Raw genomic sequence first — 19,170 nt, 5'->3', positions numbered from 1 at the left:
GGGGCTGGCAGGGCGCCAACCCCCCTCATACCGATCAGCGAGTGGAACGCTGACGCGCAGTCTTGAGCAGGTCTTCCGGGGTGATGTGGCCGACCACCGATTTAGCCGCAGCGCTGCCGGGCAACGGCAGGTCGAGAATGTGACCTTTCATCTTGCCGATTACGTGCATTTCGCAAGGTTTGCAATCGAATTTAAGAGTCAGCACTTCATCCCCCTGCACCAGTTGCATAGGCGCGACCTTGGTGCGCACGCCGGTGACACCCTTGGCCTGTTTCGGGCACAGGTTGAACGAGAAGCGCAGGCAATGCTTGGTGATCATCACGGGCACTTCACCGGTTTCTTCGTGGGCCTCGTAGGCCGCGTCGATCAGTTGCACGCCGTGGCGATGGTAGAAATCGCGGGCCTTCTGGTTGTAGACGTTGGCCAGAAAGGACAAATGCGACTCCGGGTACACCGGCGGCGGGGTAGTCTCAGCCTTGCGGCCACCGCGTGGATGCGCCTCGATGCGCGCTTCGGTCAGCGCCTCGATGGCATCGCGACGCAGGGTCTTGAGCTGCGAGTTGGGCACGAAGAACGCCTGTGGCGCGTCGAGCCTGACATCCTGAGCATGGTAGATCGTGGTGCCCAGCTGAGTGAGCAGGTCACGCAGTTGATCCAGCGCCTGCTCGGGCTTGTTGGCTGCGCCGAACGGGCCGTCAAGGTTTACCGCGACGCTCACACCTTCTTCACTGATGGCTTCCAGGCGCAGGTGGTCTTCACGAAGGGTAACCTGCCACTGAATGCCGATGCGGCGCTCGGCCGAGGTCTTGAGCAGCGCCTGCTGCCAGTTGTGGTCCAGGTTGCGATTCAATGGATGGTTGGGACGCACACGGGACAGGGCCGCAGGCATCTCGTTGGGTTCTACACGGTAGCGCCAGCGCTTCTGGCCGTCTTCTTCGAACTCGCCTTTGAGCTCGGCGATATTGGCACGAAAGCCCACCACTTCACGCTTGATCTGCACATTGAGACCGTCACCGTTGGACAGCGGCTCATGGGTCACGGCGATCAGATCACGCTTGCCGAGTTTTTCGACGGTGCCGACTGCCAGACCGGTAAACGTCGGCGTATCGAACGCACCGATGTCGATCTTGCGGTCACTGACGAAATAATCGGTGCTGCCGCGATGAAAGGTCTTCTCCGGGTCAGGCACGAAGAAGTGTGCGGTACGGCCGCTGGAAGCGCGTGCCAGGTCCGGACGGTCTTCGAGAATCTCGTCCAGACGCTGGCGGTAATAGGCGGTGATATTTTTGACGTAGCCTGCGTCCTTGTAGCGACCTTCGATTTTGAACGAGCGCACGCCTGCGTCCACCAGATCGCGCAGGTTGGCGCTCTGGTTGTTGTCTTTCATCGACAACAGATGCTTTTCGAAGGCAACGACGCGGCCCTGATCATCCTTGAGCGTGTAGGGCAGGCGGCAAGCCTGCGAGCAGTCGCCGCGGTTGGCACTGCGGCCGTTTTGCGCGTGGGAAATATTGCACTGCCCGGAGAACGCCACGCACAGCGCGCCATGAATGAAAAACTCGATAGCGGCATCGGTTTCACGGGCGATGTCACGAATTTCCTGCAGGTTCAGCTCGCGGGCCAGTACCAGTTGCGAGAAACCGGCCTGATCGAGGAACTTCGCCCGGCCCAGGGTGCGGATGTCGGTCTGGGTGCTGGCATGCAGCTCGATGGGCGGAATATCCAGCTCCATCACCCCGAGGTCCTGCACGATCAATGCGTCCACGCCTGCGTCGTAGAGCTGGTGAATCAGCTTGCGGGCTGGTTCCAGTTCGTCGTCATGCAGGATGGTGTTGATCGTGGTGAAGATCCGCGCGTGATAGCGATGAGCGAATTTGACCAGCTCGGCAATGTCGCTGACCTCGTTGCAGGCGTTGTGTCGCGCACCAAAGCTCGGCCCGCCGATGTACACCGCATCGGCACCATGCAGGATGGCTTCACGGGCGATGGTTACATCCCGTGCAGGGCTGAGCAACTCCAGGTGGTGCTTGGGTAACGACATGGCAACGGGATCCTGCGGCGGGCAAAGCGCGCATTGTAGTGCTACAGGCCGCGCGGCGCACCTGTTGAAGCGTGCGTCAGGCGACCGGCTGACCATCGGCGCGTCTTCAGTGTGAGCGCAAACGCAGGATTTTCGCGCCGTCGAAAGGGTCGGTCAGCCAGTGCGCCACGACGCCGAAGGTGCTCAGCAGGCGTTCCGGGGTCAGCACCTCGACCGGCGCACCCAGTGCGACCAGCCGGCCTTTCTCCATGACCGCCACGCGGTCGCAATCCAGCGCCTGATTCAGATCGTGCAGGGCTATCACAGTGGTTACCGGCAAAGCCCTGACCAGACCGAGGATGGTCAGTTGGTGCTGGATATCCAGGTGATTGGTCGGTTCGTCCAGCAGAAGGATGCTGGGTCGTTGCGCCAGCGCCCTGGCGATGTGCACGCGCTGCCGCTCGCCACCGGACAAGGTGTGCCAGGCACGTTTCTGCATGTGCAGCATGTCCACATCCTGCAACGCCTGGCGAACGATTGCGTCATCGTTCGCACTCCACGGCTCGAGTGCCGACAGCCACGGCGTGCGGCCCAGCTCGACGGCATCCAGAACCGTCACGGCATCGCTGGTTTCCGCTTGTTGTTCGACCACCGCCAGCAAGCGCGCCACGTCTCTGCGGCTCATTGCCTCAAGTGGTTGCCCGCCCAGTCTGACCGTGCCGCAGACCGGTTTCTGAATACCGGCCAATAGTTTCAGCAGGGTGGATTTTCCCGAACCGTTAGGGCCGACCACGGCCAGTGTCTCGCCGGCTGCGATGCTCAAGTCGACGTCGCGCAGCAATGCAGTGCCACGCACCGAATAACCCAGCCCGGAGCAGCCCAGCACCGGTGCGTTGACCAGATGAGGAAAGGCGTTCATCGCGTGCTATTGCCCCGGATAAGAATCAAAGCGAAGACCGGTGCGCCGATCAGTGCGGTAATGACGCCAATCGGCAGCGCCTGGCCCTTGATCAGCGTGCGCGAGAGGATGTCGGCAGCGATCAGGAACAGTGCGCCGCTCAATGCGCTCAACGGCACCAGCCGTGCGTGGCGCACACCGACCAGCATACGCACCGCGTGCGGGATCACCAGCCCGACAAAACCGATGGAGCCGACGATCGATACCATCACTGCGGTGACCAGGGCTGCGGTCGCGATCAGGATGATCTGCACGCGCCGCACGGCAATCCCCAGTGACGCCGCCGAGTCGCTGCCGAAGGTGAACGCGTCCAGCGCTCGCCGGTGCCAGAGGCACACCAGCAGACCGACCAGCACCGTCGGCACTGCCAGCCAGACCGAGTGCCAGCGTACGCCGCTGAGGTTGCCCAGCAGCCAGAACATGATGCCGCGTGCCTGTTCGGAGCTGGCGGATTTGGTGATCAGAAACGACGTCAGGGCATTGAACAGCTGTGAACCGGCGATTCCGGCCAGAATGATCTGCCCGGCTGCTGTGGTGCCTCGCGACGAGTGCGCCAGCAGGGCGACCAGCGAAAACGCCGCCACGGCCCCGGCAAAAGCGCCTGCCGACATCGAAATAGCCCCCGCGCCGAAGCCCAGAATGGCGACCAGCACCGCGCCGGTCGAGGCCCCGGCGGAAATTCCCAGCAGATACGGGTCTGCCAGCGGGTTGCGCAACAAGGATTGCAACACCACGCCACAGATCGCCAGCCCGGCCCCGCAGGCTGCCGCGACAATCGCGCGGGTCAGCCGGTAGTTCCAGACGATGCCTTCGTCGATAGGGTCGAGCACATAGCCGGCAGCCCAGAGTTTGTTGGCCAGCACCTGAAAAACCACCTTCAGGCTGATCGAGGTTTCGCCAATCGCCGCACCGACCATGATCGCCAGCACCAGCACTGCCGAGACCCAGAGCACATGGCCCAGCGCTACCTGTAATCTCATTGTGCAGCGTTGAAACGGTTGGCGGCGTCAGCCAGTTCCTCGAACCCGGTAAACAAGCGCAGGCCAGCCTGCATGCCCTCGGCGTCGATGATCACGATCCGGTCATGCTTGACTGCGTCCATGTTGCGCGTCACCGGGTCGCTCTTGAGGAATTCGATCTTTTTCAGGTAGTCGTCGGCCGGGAAGCGGCGGCGATCCATGCGTGCAATCACCAGGATGCTTGGATTGGCCTTGGCAATGGTCTCCCAGCCCACTGTCGGCCATTCCTCGTCGGACTTGACGATATTACGCATGCCCAGGCTGTTGAGCATGAAGTCCGGGATGCCTTTGCGGCCTGCCACGAACGGGTCGCTGGCGAGGTCGGAACTGGAAAACCAGAACAGCGCCGAGACGTCGTTCGCCTTGTTCTGTTTGACGTTGGCAATCGCGGCGCTCAGGCGGGCCTTGAGGTCGGCGACCAGCGTTTCACCGCGGTCCTGTACATCGAAAATCTGCGCCAGTTGCTCGATGCTCTTGTAGATGGTCTCGATGCGGAACGGCTCCAGGCGTGTGCCATCGGCACCGACCAGATTATCTTTGCCTTCGCAATCGGACGGCAGAATGTAAGTGGGTATTTTCAGGTCATGGAACTGCTCGCGTGTGCCGACCACGCCCTGTTTGCCGACCATCCACTCCAGCTGCACCGCCACCAGTTCCGGACGTTTGCCAATCACCGCTTCAAAGCTTGGGTCGTTGTCGGCCAGACGTTCTACCTTATCGTTCTGCGCCTTGAAGCGTGGTAACACGTTGTTGAACCACAGCGACGTGCCCACCAGCCGGTCGCCCAGGCCCAGTTCGTAGAGCATTTCAGTGCCGGCCTGACCAATGGTCACTGCCTTGGTCGGTGCATGCGCGAACGTCAGGGTCGAACCACAGTTTTCGAGGGTCAGCGGATACTGAGTAGGCGCGGCGAGGGTCAGGGTGGACAGCGTCAGGCTGGCGGCAAGTACGGCAAGGCGGGGCAGCGACATGAAATGCGGTCTCCGTTGGAGCAGGTGCCAAGGCGCAATGCACATCAGGAAACACATCCCCGGCAAATGACCGGGCACGACGGGAAATGCTGCCGCGTGCGGATGTCCTTCCCGGACACCCCGCCGGTTAGTGGATTGAAGCAGGTCGGCAGGTCTCCTGACTGGCATGTCATCGCCAGGCTCCGGCCTTCCCGGAGCTTAATCCAGTGGCAGTCATGGAGCAGGCTCGATGCCTACAGTTGCGGGGGCAGTTTCGTTTTGGCCTTGTGCAGACAAAGCGTGCGAATTCCCTGTTAGTTCCTCTCGGAAACCGACGGGCGGCATGGTAAACGATAAGCGTTTTAGTGGCTAATCCTTTGCGCGCAGGCGCAGCAGACTGTTGATTAGATGCAGACGCATCGCGGCTCGGGCGGCATCCCGATCCTGATGGACAATGGCGTCGAAGATGGTCTCCTGTTCGCGTTGCTGGATGCCTGGGTCGTCCTCTGCGTGCAACGACGTGATATTGCCGAAGCCGCTGCGGGTGCGGGGCAGGATGCTGCTGCCGAGCTGGCTCATCACGTCGGTAAAGAAGCTATTGGCGGTGCACAGTGATATCTGCCGGTGAAACTCGAAATCGGCCTTCATGGTGTCGTGCCCCAGGCGCGCGCAGCGATGCAGCTCATCGAGTGCCTGACGGATGGCATCCAGTTGTTCGGGCGTGCGGCGTTGAGCCGCGAGCGCGGCGGATTCCGGCTCGATGCTCAGGCGCAGCTCGATGATGGATACCGCGTCTCCGGGTGTACCGATTGGCGGTTCAACCTGTTGGAAATGCCCTGGCTGCGCGGCATCGACCACGAAGGTGCCGATGCCATGCCGGGTTTCGACCAGACCTTCGGCTTGCAGACGCGACATCGCTTCACGAACCACGGTGCGGCTGACCCCGGTTTCACGGATGATCACCTGTTCGGTAGGAAGCTTTTCACCGCTCTGGATCTCGCCTTCGCGAATTCTGCGCGAAAACTCGGCGACCAGTTGCTGAGTCAGGCTGGAGCGACGGCCTTTTGATGTGGAAGGTTGTTCCATGGCGGGTGATCGGGTCCGTGTCGGGTGGCTGAGTATAACCGTACTCAAGGCGTGTTTTGTGTGGGGATCGCAGCCTATACTCGCGTATCGGACAGAACTGAGGCTGCAATGTCGGACAACGCGCTTTCCTCGCAAAAGAACCATCGCCGCCTGGCAGAAACCCTGGTCGACCGCTTCGCCCAGCGCATGCGTGACGGTGTGCTGGTGCGCGGCGAGAAACTGCCTTCCGAGATCCACATCATGGAAGCCGAGGGTGTCAGCCGCACGGTGGTGCGCGATGCGCTGTCGCGGATGCAGGCCGCCGGGCTGGTGGAAACCCGGCATGGTGTCGGCACCTTTGTTCTAGACATGCCACCGCCTGAAGGTTTTTCGGTAGGGCCTGCGACCATCGCCACCTTGTCCGATGTGCTGAACTTGCTGGAGTTTCGCTTGAGCCTGGAAGTCGAGGCAGCAGGGCTGGCTGCGCAACGACGCAGCCCTGAAGCGTTGCTTGAGCTCAAGCGGGCGTTCGATGCGCTGCTTGAAGGCCCGCAGAAATCCGGAACCACCATCAATGCCGATTTTCAATTTCACCTCAAGATCGCCAAGGCGTCAGGCAATGCCTACCTGATCGACATCATGAAACATCTGGGCACCAAGCTTATTCCCCGCACGCGGATGAACTCGGCCTACACAGGGCAGAGCGATCGCAACGCCTACCTGGCCGGAATCAACACCGAACACCGGCAAATCTACAACGCCATCGCCGAAGGCAACGTCGATGCAGCGCGCTCGGCGATGTACCTGCACCTCAACGGCAGCCGCATGCGCCTGCGTCGCACTCAGGCGCTGTACAGCGACTGAGCGATTCAGGGCCGGACGCGGAGTTTCTGCCAGACAAAGAGGACGCAGAGCGTCCAGAACTGCATGCGACGCGGAGCGTCGCACGATGGTGAGGTTATCGTGCGCTACAGGAAGTTGTACTGCACGCCTACGCGCAATCTCAGCTGGCGCTTGTCATCTTCGGAATCGACCTTGATGTCGCCCACTTCAAAGAATGGCACCCAGTGCTTGTCCCATTTGTATTTGAAGGCCGCATTCTGTTCGTAGTCGGTCTTGCCGTTGTCATAGCGAATGTAGTCGGCGTCGAAGTAGGTGAACTGATACTCGTACGCCCACGGGCCTTTGCTGGCGTAGTTGACCCAGACGTCGTAACGATTGATCGACTGATCATCCATCTGGTTGTCAGGCATTTCATGGTTGACCTTGTCCCTGTCCAGCTTGATCGAGTCGTAGCGGTAACGGCCTGATACGCTCAACTGATCGTTTACTTTGTAACCAAGCTTGAGGCCCATTTTATAGGCCGTCGATTTCTCGATACTTTCCAGCGCAAACGAAGGCGTCAGCAGCCATTTTTCGTCGAGGCGGTATTGATAGCTGACCGTCAATTCGTGGCCGTTGCCGACGGTGTTGTCGAACGCTACATCCTGGCGGTCGCCTGCGGTCTTGTATTTGAGCTCGCCTTCGAAGCCCCAGCCGCTGTCCAGCCGGCTGCCGAATTTGACTCGGTCAGCATGCATACGGGTGCTTTCTGCATATTGGTGACGGTAGTTGATGTACGCGCTGTCGGCATGCGCCCAGGCGCCGGGAAACAGAGCAGTCAGAGAGATCAGTGCGAGTGGTTTTTTCATTTTTTTATTCTTGTTTGATGGCTGTTTTGGGTGTGTTGAGGCAAATCGCAGGCAGCCGAATTCCTTGGCCGAGAGGGCCGGGAATCACAGTGTCGGCAGGGTTACGGGTTCAGCGGTCGTGAGCCCGGCGGCGGGTCATCCCGTCGGACGCAGGTCCATGTCGCGGCTGGCCTGAATCAGCAGTCGCGAATACTCGTGCCGAGCCTGGTTGTTGATCAACTGGCTGCTATCGAGGGTTTCCACCACCTGGCCTTGCTGCATGACCGCAACCCGGTCACATAAGTGCGCCACTACGCCGAGGTCGTGGGTCACCATGAGGTAGGTCAGGCCTTGCTGATGACGCAAGTCGGCCAGCAGGTTGAGAATTTCGGCCTGCACCGAAACGTCCAGTGCCGAGGTGGGTTCGTCGAGCAGTAGTACGCGCGGTTCGAGAATCAGCGCCCTTGCAATAGCGACGCGCTGGCGCTGGCCGCCGGACAGCTGATGCGGGTAACGGAAACGAAAGCTCTCGTTGAGACCGACCTTGTTCAGCACTTCACAGACGCGACGGTCACGATCACCGATCCGGTGGATGCTCAAGGGCTCCTTGAGCGCTGCGTCAATGGTATGGCGCGGATGCAGCGAGGCATAGGGGTCCTGAAAGACCATCTGCACGGTGCGGTAGTGACTGGCATCGAGCTTGCGCTGCACGGTCTGGCCGGCCACGCTCAGTGCGCCGCTCCAGTGATGATATTGTCCTGCCAGGCAGCGCAGCACGGTGGTCTTGCCCGAGCCGGATTCGCCGACCAGGCCGAACGACTGGCCTTGCTCGACCTGCAGGTTGACGTCACGCAGCACCTGATTCAGCGCTGGGCCAGTGCCGAAGCTCAGGTTCAGTGAATCGACTGTGATCATTGCCATGGGAGCATTCTCAGTGAGTGAGCCAAAGGGGATCGCGTTGCAGAACCGGCAGGCTGGCACGCGGGTGATCCAGGCTGGGCAGGGCGGCCAACAGGCCTTGCGTGTAGGGATGACGTGCCTGATCCAGCTCGCTGGCGTTCAGCGATTCCACGACTCGTCCGGCGTACATCACCAGCACCCGGTCGCAGAAGTGACGGACCATATTCAGGTCGTGGCTGATGAAGATCAGGCCCAGATCGCGCTCGCTGACCAGCTCTTCCAGCACGTTGAGCACCTGACGGCGCACCGACACATCCAGTGCGGAAGTCGGCTCGTCGGCGATGATCACTTGCGGGTCGGTGATCACCATCATCGCGATCATGATCCGCTGGCCCATACCGCCCGAAACTTCATGGGGATACAGTTCGTAGACTCGCGCCGGTTCGCGGATGTGCACCTTGGCGAGCATGTCCAGCGTGCGTTCGCGGGCTTCCTTTTTCGAAACCCTGTGATGCGCCAGATAGGCCTCGGCGATCTGTTCGCCTACCTTTATCACCGGGTTCAGCGAGTATTTCGGGTCCTGCATGATCATCGACATGCGCCGACCGCGAATGCTCTGCATCTGTTTTTCGCTGCATTCAAGCAAGTCGATATCGCCGAAACGCAGGGTTTTTGCCGTCACCCTGGCCGTTGCCGGATGCAGACGCAACAGGCTGCGACCGACCGTGGACTTGCCTGATCCCGATTCGCCAACAATCGCCAGCTTTTCCCGGCCAAGGCTGAATGACACGTCGCGAACGGCTGCCGTGACCTTGCCCGCATGACTGAACTCGACGCGTAAATCTTCTACTGCAAGCTTTATCTGTGGCATGGCTGTGTGTGACATGGTGTTAGCCCCTTTTATTATTGTTCGATGCGTGTCATTCGCTGCGTGGGTCAAGTACATCGCGTAATCCGTCGCCCAACAGGTTGAACGCCAGACTGACCAGCATGATGGTGGCGCCGGGTGCCGCCACCAGCCACCAGCTTTCCAGCATGTAACGACGGCCGCTGGAGATCATCGCACCCCATTCCGGCAACGGCGCCTGTGCGCCCAGGCCGAGAAAGCCCAGTGCGGCGGCGGTGAGAATGATGCTGGCCATGTTCATGGTCAGGCGGATGATCACCGAAGACAGGCACATCGGAATGATGTGACGGCCGATCACGCGCACTGCCGAGGCACCTTGCAGCTTCACCGCGACAACGAAGTCGGCGTTGCGCAGCGACAGGGTTTCGGCCCGCGCCAGGCGGGCGATCGGTGGCCACGCAGTCAGGGCGATGGCGATGACTGCGTGTTCCAGGCCAGGGCCCAGCGCGGCGATGAAGGCCAGTGCCAGCACCAGGCTGGGGAACGAGATGAAGATGTCGGTGATGCGCATGAACAGGCTGTCGACCCAGCCGCCGAAATAACCGGACACAGTGCCGATCAGCAGGCCGATCGGGCCGACGATCACCGTCACCAGCATCACGATGTACAGCGTGATGCGCGAGCCGTAGACCAATCGGCTGAACACGTCGCGGCCGTATTCATCGGTGCCGAACCAGTTCTGTGCACCGGGCATGCGCAGCGCGGCCGACAGGTCCTGAGCCAGCGGGTCGTGAGTGGCGATCCATGGCGCGAACAGCGCGACGATCATCAGCGTGCCGATGACGATCAGCCCCGCCAGCGTCATCGGGTTGCGCAACAGAAAACGCATCAGGCGCGCACTGCTGGCGGCCAATGCTGCGAGGCTGGAGGTTGGCGCCTGAACCATGGGCGTGGCGCTGCTTGCAATGGAAGTCGTCATCAGCGGGTTCTCGGGTCGAAGACTTTATAAAGGGCGTCACTGATCTGATTGAGAATCACGAAGATCAACCCGATCAGCAGGACGCAGGCCATCACGGCATTCATGTCGCCCAGCAGCAGGCTGCTGGTCAGGTACTGGCCAAAACCGGGCCAGGCGAACACGGTTTCTATGAGCACCGCACCCTCCAGCAGGCCGCCGTAGGCAAGGGCGACGATGGTCAGCAGTTGTACGCGGATGTTGCGGAACGCATGGCCCCAGACGATGCGTCGCTGCGACAGGCCCTTGACCCGGGCGGTGATGATGTATTCCTGCGAGAGCTGTTCGAGCATGAAGCTGCGGGTCATGCGGCTGATATACGCCACCGAATTGAAACTGAGGATTACCGCAGGCAGGAGGATGTGGCGCAGTGCGCTGCGAAAGGCTTCCCAGTCGCCGGACAGTGCGGTATCGATCAGCAACAGGCCGGTGCGGGTTTCGATCAGGCCGTCATAAGCCAGACCGATGCGTCCAACCCCTCCGGCCCAGCCCAGCCAGGCGTAGAACACCAGAAAAGCCATCATGCCCAGCCAGAAGATCGGCGTGGAATAGCCAAACAGGGTAATGACCCGGGCAATATGGTCGCCGCTGCGGCCCTGATGGGTGGCGGCATACACCCCCAATGGCAAGCCCAGCAGCACGCCGAACAGGATTGCCAGGGTGGCCAGCTCCAGCGTGGCCGGGAAGACCCGCGCGATGTCGTCTATCACCGGGTGGCCGGTCAGCAGGGCTTTGCCCAGATCACCGTGCAGCAGGTCACTGAGGTACATGACGAACTGGGTGGTCAGCGGCTTGTCCAGGCCCAGTTCCTGATACGCCTGAGCGTAGGCGGCCGCATCTGCGTCAGGGCCGACGATGGCCAGTACCGGGTCCAGCGGCATGACCCGGCCAATGAAGAAAGTGAGCAACAGCAGGCCGAACAGGGTCGCCGCCACTGATCCGCTGCGACGGGTGCCGTGGGCAACCCGACTGCTCCAAATTGAAATCGATGCACTCGACATGGTTATTCCTGCCTTGGCTTGAGCGATTGAACGCATGGGTTCAGCGTTGCTTGTAGACGTCACGCAGGCGCGTGGTCGCGGCGCTGTGACCCAGGTAATCCTGGACATCGGCGTGAATGACCACTTCATCGGTCATCTGCGAAATCGGCATGATCGGCCCGGCTTTCTGGTCATACAGGGTCTGGATGCGTTGGTAGTCGGCCAGTTGCTTACTGGCGTCACGCTCGCGTTCGGCCTGCTCGATCAGTTGGTTGATCTCGGCGTTGTAGAACGAGGTACGCCAGCCCTGAAAGTTGCTCAACCTGGCTTCTTCGCGGTTGTCCGGGTTGTAAATGAGCGCTCGCAGGCTGGAGTGCGGATGGCGCTCGGCACCGCCACCGCCACGCCCGACCAGAATGTCGAAGCGCCGGTCGCGCATTGCGCCGTAGATCTGATTGCCGGTGCCGGTAATGATCGACGCCTGAATACCTGCCTGGGCGAGGGTCGATTGCAGGCTGGTGGCGATGTTGATGAAGGGCGAATCGGTCAGCGAACGAATGGTGATCCTGAAGCCATTCGGGTGCCCGGCTTCGGCGAGCAGGCGCTTGGCCTCGGCGACGTTGAGTGCATAGCCCGGATCATCCAGTCTGGCCGCCAGCCCCAGTTGCAGCGGGCGCTGGTTGATCAGCCCGTAATGCGGCATGACCACGGAGTTGATGCCTTGATAGTCGATCAGCGCACGAATTGCCTGGCGCACCCGGATATCCTGAAACAGTGGCTGCTCCATGCTCAGTGCGATGTAGTACAGAGTGCCGCGCGGGATGGTCTGCACATTGACGTCTTTCGAACGGGTCAGTGCCTTTATATCGGTGGCCGCCATACCGCGCGCCACGTCCAGGTCTCCGCGCTCCACCATCAGGCGCAGCGCCTGGGATTCGGTCATGTTGCGCATGATCACCCGGCGCAGTCTGGCCGGGCCGCGCCAGTATTGCTCGAAGCGGCTCATCAGAATCACGTCGTTGGCACGCCAGATGTCCAGCTTGAATGCGCCGGAGCCCGCTGTGTTGGTGGTCAGCCAGGCGGCGCCTAGATCATCACCCTTGGCATGTTGCAACGTGGTCAGCCGATCAATGACGAAGGCGCTGGGCGAGGTTGCCAGCGTGTTGAGCACCAGCATGGGGTCGGTGGCTTTGGGCAGGTCAAGCACGAAGGTCGATGGTCCTTCGGCGCGCATCAGTTTGCTGACGTTGTCAGCGGTGTAACCGTAGGCTTTCCAGGTGGAAGCCAGGGCCTTGTTGAGTGTGACCACACGTTGCAGCGACCAGGCAACGTCCTGGGCAGTAAGCGGGTTGCCGGAGTGAAATGTCACGCCCGGGCGTAGGTGGAAGGTAAGGCGCATGCGGTCGGGGCTGATTTCCCAGCGCTCGGCCAGTGCCGGAATCAGCTGGTCGGGGCGGGCAGCGTCCTGTTCCAGCAGCATGTCATAGACATTGGCGTTGACCTCGGACACCTCAAGGCCGGTGGCACCTGCCGGGTCCAGGGACAGCAGGTTGATCATGCTCATGCCGACCACCAGTTGATCGACCGGTGTTTCACCGCGCGCCAGAGCGGGCGGGGTGTGCACGAGTATCGCCGTCAGGGCGAGGCATAGCAGCCAGGGCAGGCGCTTGAGCCAGAGCTTCATGGGGGCAGTCCTTTTTTATATTTATAAGACGCTGTGTCGGGATGTCGAGCGAAGGGCGCTCGGCGTGCCCTTCGCGATGCTGCCAGTCAGTAACGCTGTTCGGTGTGTGTCTCGATATAGCTGAAGTTGATGTCTTCGCCCAGTCCCGGTTGCCCGGAAAGGTGCACGAAACCGTCGCTGTCCATTGGGTCGACCAGCGTATTGAGGTAGGCCGGTACATCGTCGTATTCAAGAAACGGGTGCAGCAGGCCGCGTTCGTACCAGCGGCAGTTGCTGATCGCGCCGACCACGGCGAGGTTGGCAGCGCCGTTGCCGTGGACTTCGCAGTCCATGCCGAACGACTCGGCCAGATGCGCGACTTTCAGGCACGGCCCGATGCCGCCGACGCCAGCCACGCCAGCACGGAGGATGTCGCAGGCCTTGTTGGTCACCCAGCTGGCGCGGCTGTGGTACTTGCCGGCAATGCTTTCCGGGCCAAGCACCGGAATGTCCAGGTTGGCCGCCAGCCAGGCGTAGGATTCGGCAGAGTCTTCCATCATCGGCTCTTCGAACCAGGCAAAGTCGAGCTTTTGCAGTTCACGCCCGATGTATAGCGCGTCGGTGCGGCTATACCAGTGATACCCGTCGAGCATCAGGGCAACGTCCGGGCCGACCGCTTCACGAACCGCAGCGCAGGCTTGTACATCCATACGCGGGTCAGGCGCGAACGAGATCGGCGGCATCCAGGTGTGCAGTTTGATGCCTTTGTAACCGCGCTTTACCAGCTTTTCGGCAAACTGGCCGTATTCGTCCGGAGTGGACAGGCCGCCGGGCAAGTCGTCACCGCACATGGTCGAGCCGTAGGCCAGTACCTTGTCGCGATAGCCGCCCAACAGTTTGTGCACGGGCAGTTTCAAGGCGCGTCCGGCAAGGTCCCACAGCGCCTGCTCTACCAGTGCCAGCGCACGGTCGGTGAACTGGCTGGCGCTGCCGCGTTGCCAGTGGGCCAGTTCCTGCCAGATTTTTTCACGATTCATCGGGTTCTGGCCGATCAGCACCTTTTTCACGAACGACTCGATGATGTGTGGCCGGATCAGTTCGGGCGAGCCAAAGGAAAATCCTTCGCTGCCCTCGTCACAGGCGATACGCAGCATGGCCATTTTGACCGGTTTTTCTTCGCCTGGATGGGCATGACCTGCGCTGTCCACAGCGCGGCGTGAAGGGAAGGAAAAAACGTCGACACTGACCGAAGTGATTTTCATGAGGACCTTCATGGATATTGTTGTTATCAGGTTATTAGTATGTCGTCATACAACACTGGGGCGATTATTTGCAGCCTTGTAGGACGATGTCAATAGTCGTATGACGACTATTTCCTGTATTGACGGGCGTTATAGGCAGGTATGAGCGAGTAGCGATGGCTGCTGTGGGGTGTTTGAGCGGCATGACTGTGCTTAAGTCGTTATACCTTTAGCCCCTTAATAGCATTGAGGCCTGCACGGAACCTGTCGTCGCGCCAGGAATGCCCCGTGCAGGGCAGGGACGCGCTGAATTTTTCGAAAAACGCTTAAATTATCTTCATGTTCAAATCAGAAAAGCCGCAAAGCCCCGTTTTCAGGGCACTTGCAGAAAAACATGGCGCTGGGCCACAACACGTTTTTCACATCTTCTTCACTGCGTCAGCACGATGCTGAACCTATCTTGCCTGCACGGGAGCGGTGAAGACATCGGGCACCTCCCGAGTCAACACCACACATAGGTTCATGGCAGGAGTGGTCACTTGGCTGACACGACAATAAACAAGAATGTGCTTGCCGATTCGGGCATTCAGCAGCGCCACAAAGTGCATCAGCACATCGTCTCGATAACGGTGACTGTCGTATTACTGGCGATCTGCGCCTGGTTTTATACGGCGTTCTCAAGCGTGCATGTAGTGGATCTGGGCGTTGGCAGCAACCTGAAGGTTTCCGGTCTTCGCGAGCATTGGCGGCAAGGTGATGTGGTGGTGATGGTTCGGCACGCCGAACGCTGCGACCGCTCGACCAACCCTTGCATGGGCGATGCTGACGGCATTACTTCCAACGGGCGGGATGCGGCGCTGGCAGTGGGCGCCGGTCTGCAGAAAATGGGCATGGACCATGTGCGCATGATCGCCAGCACCAAGACCCGTACTCAACAGACTGCACAACTTCTGGCAGGCCATTCCGTGGCCGCTCAGGACTGGATCAACGACTGCGACGGCGGTTTCATGAAGGTCGTCGAAGACCATAAGGTCAGTGGCGAGAACCTGGTGCTGGTAACGCACAGCGGCTGTATCGACCAGTTTGAACGCAAGGTCGGCGTGATCGGCGGCGAGCGTTCAAGTGAATACGCTCAGGCATTTTTCGTGCAGATGGATGGTACCCACCGGCCTAAAATTCTCGGCTCCCTGACCTCCGGGCAATGGGCCAACCTCAGCAGCGAGCAATTCAATTGATGACATCCTCCAGCCCCAGGCTGCGGTTTTACGCCGTCAATCTGGGTGTACCCGTTTTTTTCGCTCTACTGGTCTTCGTGACATTCGACCTGACCAGTATTGACCGACAGTTGAGTAACCTGTTTTTTGATTCGGCAGCCGGTGTATTTCCCATCGGGCAGATGCATCTGTTCGAGACCATCACGCACAAGTGGGCGCGAATCATCCCGGACTGGACCGGCGAGTTGGCGATCATTGGTGCAATGCTGTCGTTTGTCTGGCCTTTACTGGAAAAAAAGGCCGGTTCGCGCTTCGTGAGGCGCCTGTCGGGGTCCCGGACAGAGGCGTTTCTGCGCTTTACGCGCAGGCATCGGCTGGACTTCTTTTTCGTGATCGTTGCCTTTGCGTTAAGCACCGGCATGATCCATTACCTGAAAAGCCACACCAGTGTGTACTGCCCCGTTGAAACCACCTTGTACGGTGGCAGCGAGGCGCACATCGAGTGGTTCCGAAACTTCAATTTTCTGCATGAGGCCGGTGCCGGGCGTTGCTGGCCGGGTGGTCATGCGTCAAGCGCATTCAGTCTGCTGGCCTTGTACTTCGTGGCTCGGCGCTACTGCTGGAAACATACCAACGCCCTGCTGGCGGGCATTCTTGTGCTCGGCATGATCTACGGCACTACGCGGGTGCTGCAAGGCTGGCACTTTATGTCGCACACGTTCTGGGCGGGTATCGTGGTGTGGCTGAGCACGCTGCTGGTCGCACTGTGCTTCTATGGACGATCCAGATTGCAACAGCCAATTCGTAACGCAGCGGTTTCCGGTCGGCGTGATGAATTTTTTACTCAACCTGCCGATTCAATGGCAACAGGGTCCCGCTCGGCCGGGTAGAAAAACAAGAAGGCGCTGCAATGAACATTCTGGTTATTGAAGATCACCGTGACATTCACGATAACCTGCTGGAATTCTTCGAACTCAGGGGGCACGCGGTCGAAGGTGCGCTGGACGGCCTGAGCGGACTGCACCTGGCCGCCTCGAAGCGCTTCGATGCAATCATCCTTGACATCATGCTGCCGGGCATCGACGGCAACCAGATCTGCCGCAGTCTGCGCCAGTATTCGAAGTCGGAAGTCGCCATTGTGATGCTCAGTGCGCGGGATGAGCTGGATGACCGTCTCACCGGCTTCAAGGTGGGTGCCGATGATTACATCACCAAGCCGTTTGCAATGTCCGAGGTGCTCGCCAGGGTCGAAGCGGTGGTGGGCCGACGCCAGCGCAAGGATAACCGGGTGATGGTGGTCGCTGACCTGCACTTCGATCTGGATACCCTTGAGATAACCCGCAACGGTGTGCCTTTGAAGCTCAACCCGACCAACATGAAGCTGTTGGAATTGTTGATGCGCAAAAGTCCCCATATCGTGAAGCGATCCGAGCTGGAAGAAGTGCTTTGGGGGCGTGATGCCCCGAACAGCAGTAGCCTGCGCAGCAACATTCATATCCTTAGGCGGGTGCTGGACGGCGATCACGAGACGCCGTTGCTGCATACCGCTCACGGCCTGGGTTACAAGTTGTGTGTCCAGCGCTGAGGCCTGCTCAGTCGAAATTGAACAGGCGCTGGATCAAGGTCGGTGTACTGCCGGTCCAGCGTTTGAACGAGCGGCGGAAGTTGGCCGGATCGTTGAAGTTCAGGTAGTCCGCCACAGCCTCGTTGCTCAGCCCCTTGATCTGATACAGGTACAGCGCGACATGCTTGCGCGCCAGGTCGTGCTGGGCCTGAAAGCTGGTGCCGTGTTTGTGTAACTTGCGCTTCAGCGTAGCCGGGCTCATGGCGAAGGCATTTGCAACCTGTTCCAGGCTGGTAGCCTGGCGCACGTTGTCACGCAGGTGCTGGTGTAACCGGTCCAGCAGGCTGAATGGCATACCCAGCGCAGCGAGTTGCCCGGCGGCCTCCTGTTGTGCGACCTGCACGGCGATGGGTGATGCGCCTGGCCACGCGCGGGTGAGGTAATGCCGGGGCAGGCGCATCATGTCCAGCGGGCGGCCAAATGCCGTGTTCTCGCCCAGATGCACCCAGTATTGTTCGATGTAGCGCGGTTCCTCGTGACAGAAACTGCATTCCCACGGCAGCCGTTCCCCGCTGAGCAACTGACTCATCGCGACCAGTGCAGTCATACCGGCCTCCAGCAGGAAGCGTTGCTGTTCGCCAGCGCCGCAACTGTCCAGCCAGTAAAGGTAGGCAAAATGCTCATCCAGCTCCAGACGCGGCGTCAGCAGCGGGCTGAGCAGCGCATGCTGGTGGATCAGGATTTCCAGCGCCTGATGCAGGTTTTGCGCATGACGCAGCGCATGGCTTGCGGCGCCGTAATGGCCGGGAAACAGTCGCTGGCCGAACAGGAAACTGGTGTCGTCGGCTTCCATCTGGCGTTGCGCGTTACCGATCAGAACGAAGAATTGCTGCGCACTGAGCCGCGTCTTGCCCGCAACGATGTCTTCGTAGAACAGGCCTGTGCCTTTGAGCAGGCGATGGCTGTCGATCCCGCGCGACAAGGCCAGATCAATCAGCGTAGCCGGCTGGTAATGGCCGGGGATGAAGCGGCTGTCGGCTTCGTACCAGTCACTTTTGAGAGTCACGGCAGTCGCTCAGGCAGTACGGGTCAGGGGACGTCGGGCGCGGGCCAGCGACAGGTTGAGGCGACGCAGCAGGTTGTCCGGCGTTTCATTGAGGGCCATGACCACCGCCACGCTGGCCGACAGTTGAATGCGTTCACCTTGTTGCCGAGTCTTGTGCGCCAGGCTGGCAACCGCCTGTTGCAGCTCCAGCGCCAGCAGTTTCGCCTGACTCTCTCCAGTATTGGGCAACAACACCACAAACCGGTCGCCCGCCAGACGGCAGAGCAGGTCCTGGCGGCGCAAATTGAGTACCAGCAGATGGCTGAGCGCCGATAGAACCTCATCGCCCTCGGCATGACCGAATGCGTTATTGATCGCGCTGAAGTCATCCACATCCAGTACCAGCAGCGACAACGGTTGCTGCTGGCAGAGGCTTTCTTCAAGGCTGACGACCAGTTGGCGTTTCAGATAGTCGGCGCTGCCCAGCGGTGTGAGCTTGTCGTAAAGCCGATGCTCACGAAAGCCACGCTCGCGCTTTTCCATCTGCGCGCTGATCGCCAGTTGCTCGCGATGCCAGTGATAGATACCGAGGGTCAGCAGGATAAGGCCGATTGGCATCGGTCCGGATTCCAGCCAGTGACCCCACTGGATGTGGCTGGGCAGGCGAATGAACTCGTCCAGCGCGTCGATCCACCAGGAAAAGAACACACAGCTGAGGCCTGTCGACAGGTAATTGGTGACCCGACCGGCTGGTCGGCTCTTGAACACCAGAAACAGCCAGACCAGCGACAGCAGCGCGGAGCCGCCTTCGCCGACGATGTCCAGCCATTGCCATTCGCTGACCTGTTTGACGTTGCCAAATGCCAGAAAGGCCAGCAGGCCCAGGTTGGAAGCGACCATCAGCGCAGCGAGTTTCCAGCGATGGGGTTGGATGATCCTGAACATGAAAAGACGGCTCCCGAGCTGCTGGTTATCGGCCAGCAGAACAGATGTACATGACACTTCGGTGACGGGTAACG

At 60.2% G+C, this 19,170-nt stretch carries 18 protein-coding genes and 1 riboswitch; of the genes, 4 read left to right on the top strand and 14 right to left on the bottom strand.

Going from position 1 to position 19,170, the window contains the following annotated elements:
- Nucleotides 1-34: 34 nt before the first annotated feature.
- The 5 genes from RYB66_RS15535 to RYB66_RS15515 all read right to left on the bottom strand — a co-directional run bounded on the left by RYB66_RS15535 (nt 35) and on the right by RYB66_RS15515 (nt 6,033).
- Nucleotides 35-2,041 carry a peptidase U32 family protein gene (locus RYB66_RS15535; RefSeq protein ID WP_016981377.1) on the bottom strand — a complete coding sequence of 669 codons (2,007 nt, stop codon included), beginning with the start codon at nt 2,039-2,041 and terminating at the stop codon, nt 35-37.
- Nucleotides 2,042-2,147: 106 nt separating this feature from the next.
- Entirely contained in the window at nt 2,148-2,939 is a 792-nt protein-coding gene (locus RYB66_RS15530) for an ABC transporter ATP-binding protein (RefSeq protein ID WP_316894818.1), read from the bottom strand.
- Nucleotides 2,936-3,958, bottom strand: coding sequence for a FecCD family ABC transporter permease (locus tag RYB66_RS15525; protein WP_016981376.1), 1,023 nt, complete (start codon nt 3,956-3,958; stop codon nt 2,936-2,938). The genes RYB66_RS15530 and RYB66_RS15525 overlap by 4 nt, the downstream gene beginning before the upstream one ends.
- Nucleotides 3,955-4,968: an ABC transporter substrate-binding protein gene (locus RYB66_RS15520; protein WP_189666454.1), complete on the bottom strand. Its 1,014-nt coding sequence runs from the start codon at nt 4,966-4,968 to the stop codon at nt 3,955-3,957. The genes RYB66_RS15525 and RYB66_RS15520 overlap by 4 nt, the downstream gene beginning before the upstream one ends.
- Nucleotides 4,969-5,097: 129 nt before the next feature.
- Nucleotides 5,098-5,298: riboswitch (cobalamin riboswitch) on the bottom strand.
- An 18-nt stretch (nt 5,299-5,316) separates the two neighbouring features.
- Nucleotides 5,317-6,033 (bottom strand): FadR/GntR family transcriptional regulator, encoded by a 717-nt coding sequence (locus tag RYB66_RS15515; RefSeq protein WP_005755743.1) that lies wholly within the window; start codon nt 6,031-6,033, stop codon nt 5,317-5,319.
- Between the two features lie 108 nt (nt 6,034-6,141).
- Between RYB66_RS15515 and RYB66_RS15510 the strand changes: the two genes are divergently transcribed.
- Entirely contained in the window at nt 6,142-6,876 is a 735-nt protein-coding gene (locus RYB66_RS15510; RefSeq protein WP_005755744.1) for a FadR/GntR family transcriptional regulator, read from the top strand.
- A gap of 104 nt (nt 6,877-6,980) precedes the next feature.
- Here the strand turns inward: RYB66_RS15510 and RYB66_RS15505 are convergent, their stop codons facing one another.
- The 7 genes from RYB66_RS15505 to RYB66_RS15475 all read right to left on the bottom strand — a co-directional run bounded on the left by RYB66_RS15505 (nt 6,981) and on the right by RYB66_RS15475 (nt 14,349).
- Nucleotides 6,981-7,703 carry an oligogalacturonate-specific porin KdgM family protein gene (locus tag RYB66_RS15505; RefSeq protein ID WP_005745916.1) on the bottom strand — a complete coding sequence of 241 codons (723 nt, stop codon included), beginning with the start codon at nt 7,701-7,703 and terminating at the stop codon, nt 6,981-6,983.
- A gap of 135 nt (nt 7,704-7,838) precedes the next feature.
- Nucleotides 7,839-8,603 (bottom strand): ABC transporter ATP-binding protein, encoded by a 765-nt coding sequence (locus tag RYB66_RS15500; RefSeq protein ID WP_005745917.1) that lies wholly within the window; start codon nt 8,601-8,603, stop codon nt 7,839-7,841.
- Between the two features lie 10 nt (nt 8,604-8,613).
- Nucleotides 8,614-9,453 carry an ABC transporter ATP-binding protein gene (locus RYB66_RS15495; protein ID WP_029240939.1) on the bottom strand — a complete coding sequence of 280 codons (840 nt, stop codon included), beginning with the start codon at nt 9,451-9,453 and terminating at the stop codon, nt 8,614-8,616.
- A gap of 49 nt (nt 9,454-9,502) precedes the next feature.
- A complete protein-coding gene (locus RYB66_RS15490; protein WP_016981374.1) occupies nt 9,503-10,408 on the bottom strand; it encodes an ABC transporter permease in 906 nt (301 codons plus the stop codon).
- Nucleotides 10,408-11,445 (bottom strand): ABC transporter permease, encoded by a 1,038-nt coding sequence (locus RYB66_RS15485; protein ID WP_016981373.1) that lies wholly within the window; start codon nt 11,443-11,445, stop codon nt 10,408-10,410. The genes RYB66_RS15490 and RYB66_RS15485 overlap by 1 nt, the downstream gene beginning before the upstream one ends.
- Before the next feature lie 40 nt (nt 11,446-11,485).
- Nucleotides 11,486-13,108 (bottom strand): ABC transporter substrate-binding protein, encoded by a 1,623-nt coding sequence (locus RYB66_RS15480; protein ID WP_316894812.1) that lies wholly within the window; start codon nt 13,106-13,108, stop codon nt 11,486-11,488.
- An 86-nt stretch (nt 13,109-13,194) separates the two neighbouring features.
- The gene (locus tag RYB66_RS15475; protein ID WP_016981371.1) at nt 13,195-14,349 is read right to left on the bottom strand and encodes a mandelate racemase family protein; all 1,155 of its coding nucleotides are present in this window, start codon (nt 14,347-14,349) and stop codon (nt 13,195-13,197) included.
- A gap of 518 nt (nt 14,350-14,867) precedes the next feature.
- Between RYB66_RS15475 and RYB66_RS15470 the strand changes: the two genes are divergently transcribed.
- Genes RYB66_RS15470 through RYB66_RS15460 form a run of 3 tightly spaced genes read left to right on the top strand, consistent with a single transcriptional unit; the run spans nt 14,868 to nt 17,127 of the window.
- Complete coding sequence (locus RYB66_RS15470; protein ID WP_004665623.1) at nt 14,868-15,563, top strand: histidine phosphatase family protein; 696 nt, start codon at nt 14,868-14,870, stop codon at nt 15,561-15,563.
- Nucleotides 15,563-16,432, top strand: coding sequence for a phosphatase PAP2 family protein (locus RYB66_RS15465; protein ID WP_010198975.1), 870 nt, complete (start codon nt 15,563-15,565; stop codon nt 16,430-16,432). Before RYB66_RS15470 ends, RYB66_RS15465 begins: the two co-directional genes overlap by 1 nt.
- Before the next feature lie 20 nt (nt 16,433-16,452).
- Entirely contained in the window at nt 16,453-17,127 is a 675-nt protein-coding gene (locus tag RYB66_RS15460) for a response regulator transcription factor (protein ID WP_004665622.1), read from the top strand.
- A 7-nt stretch (nt 17,128-17,134) separates the two neighbouring features.
- Here the strand turns inward: RYB66_RS15460 and RYB66_RS15455 are convergent, their stop codons facing one another.
- Both RYB66_RS15455 and RYB66_RS15450 read right to left on the bottom strand, forming a co-directional pair.
- On the bottom strand, nt 17,135-18,172 hold the full coding sequence (locus tag RYB66_RS15455; protein WP_005755753.1) for an AraC family transcriptional regulator: 1,038 nt from the start codon (nt 18,170-18,172) through the stop codon (nt 17,135-17,137).
- A gap of 9 nt (nt 18,173-18,181) precedes the next feature.
- On the bottom strand, nt 18,182-19,096 hold the full coding sequence (locus RYB66_RS15450; protein WP_044320273.1) for a GGDEF domain-containing protein: 915 nt from the start codon (nt 19,094-19,096) through the stop codon (nt 18,182-18,184).
- Between the last annotated feature and the right edge of the window lie 74 nt (nt 19,097-19,170).

It is taken from the genome of Pseudomonas syringae group sp. 243L2 (assembly GCF_032587875.1).
Lineage (GTDB): Bacteria > Pseudomonadota > Gammaproteobacteria > Pseudomonadales > Pseudomonadaceae > Aquipseudomonas > Aquipseudomonas amygdali.
The sequence above is the reverse complement of the archived record's forward strand: the minus strand, read 5'-3'. Positions and strand labels throughout refer to the sequence as shown.

Excerpts from the sequence above, each read along its gene's own strand:
- RYB66_RS15535 (WP_016981377.1), bottom strand. The coding sequence starts at position 2,041 with ATGTCGTTACCCAAGCACCACCTGGAGTTGCTCAGCCCTGCACGGGAT.
- RYB66_RS15530 (WP_316894818.1), bottom strand. The coding sequence starts at position 2,939 with ATGAACGCCTTTCCTCATCTGGTCAACGCACCGGTGCTGGGCTGCTCC.
- RYB66_RS15525 (WP_016981376.1), bottom strand. The coding sequence starts at position 3,958 with ATGAGATTACAGGTAGCGCTGGGCCATGTGCTCTGGGTCTCGGCAGTG.
- RYB66_RS15520 (WP_189666454.1), bottom strand. The coding sequence starts at position 4,968 with ATGTCGCTGCCCCGCCTTGCCGTACTTGCCGCCAGCCTGACGCTGTCC.
- RYB66_RS15515 (WP_005755743.1), bottom strand. The coding sequence starts at position 6,033 with ATGGAACAACCTTCCACATCAAAAGGCCGTCGCTCCAGCCTGACTCAG.
- RYB66_RS15510 (WP_005755744.1), top strand. The coding sequence starts at position 6,142 with ATGTCGGACAACGCGCTTTCCTCGCAAAAGAACCATCGCCGCCTGGCA.
- RYB66_RS15505 (WP_005745916.1), bottom strand. The coding sequence starts at position 7,703 with ATGAAAAAACCACTCGCACTGATCTCTCTGACTGCTCTGTTTCCCGGC.
- RYB66_RS15500 (WP_005745917.1), bottom strand. The coding sequence starts at position 8,603 with ATGGCAATGATCACAGTCGATTCACTGAACCTGAGCTTCGGCACTGGC.
- RYB66_RS15495 (WP_029240939.1), bottom strand. The coding sequence starts at position 9,453 with ATGCCACAGATAAAGCTTGCAGTAGAAGATTTACGCGTCGAGTTCAGT.
- RYB66_RS15490 (WP_016981374.1), bottom strand. The coding sequence starts at position 10,408 with ATGACGACTTCCATTGCAAGCAGCGCCACGCCCATGGTTCAGGCGCCA.
- RYB66_RS15485 (WP_016981373.1), bottom strand. The coding sequence starts at position 11,445 with ATGTCGAGTGCATCGATTTCAATTTGGAGCAGTCGGGTTGCCCACGGC.
- RYB66_RS15480 (WP_316894812.1), bottom strand. The coding sequence starts at position 13,108 with ATGAAGCTCTGGCTCAAGCGCCTGCCCTGGCTGCTATGCCTCGCCCTG.
- RYB66_RS15475 (WP_016981371.1), bottom strand. The coding sequence starts at position 14,349 with ATGAAAATCACTTCGGTCAGTGTCGACGTTTTTTCCTTCCCTTCACGC.
- RYB66_RS15465 (WP_010198975.1), top strand. The coding sequence starts at position 15,563 with ATGACATCCTCCAGCCCCAGGCTGCGGTTTTACGCCGTCAATCTGGGT.
- RYB66_RS15460 (WP_004665622.1), top strand. The coding sequence starts at position 16,453 with ATGAACATTCTGGTTATTGAAGATCACCGTGACATTCACGATAACCTG.
- RYB66_RS15450 (WP_044320273.1), bottom strand. The coding sequence starts at position 19,096 with ATGTTCAGGATCATCCAACCCCATCGCTGGAAACTCGCTGCGCTGATG.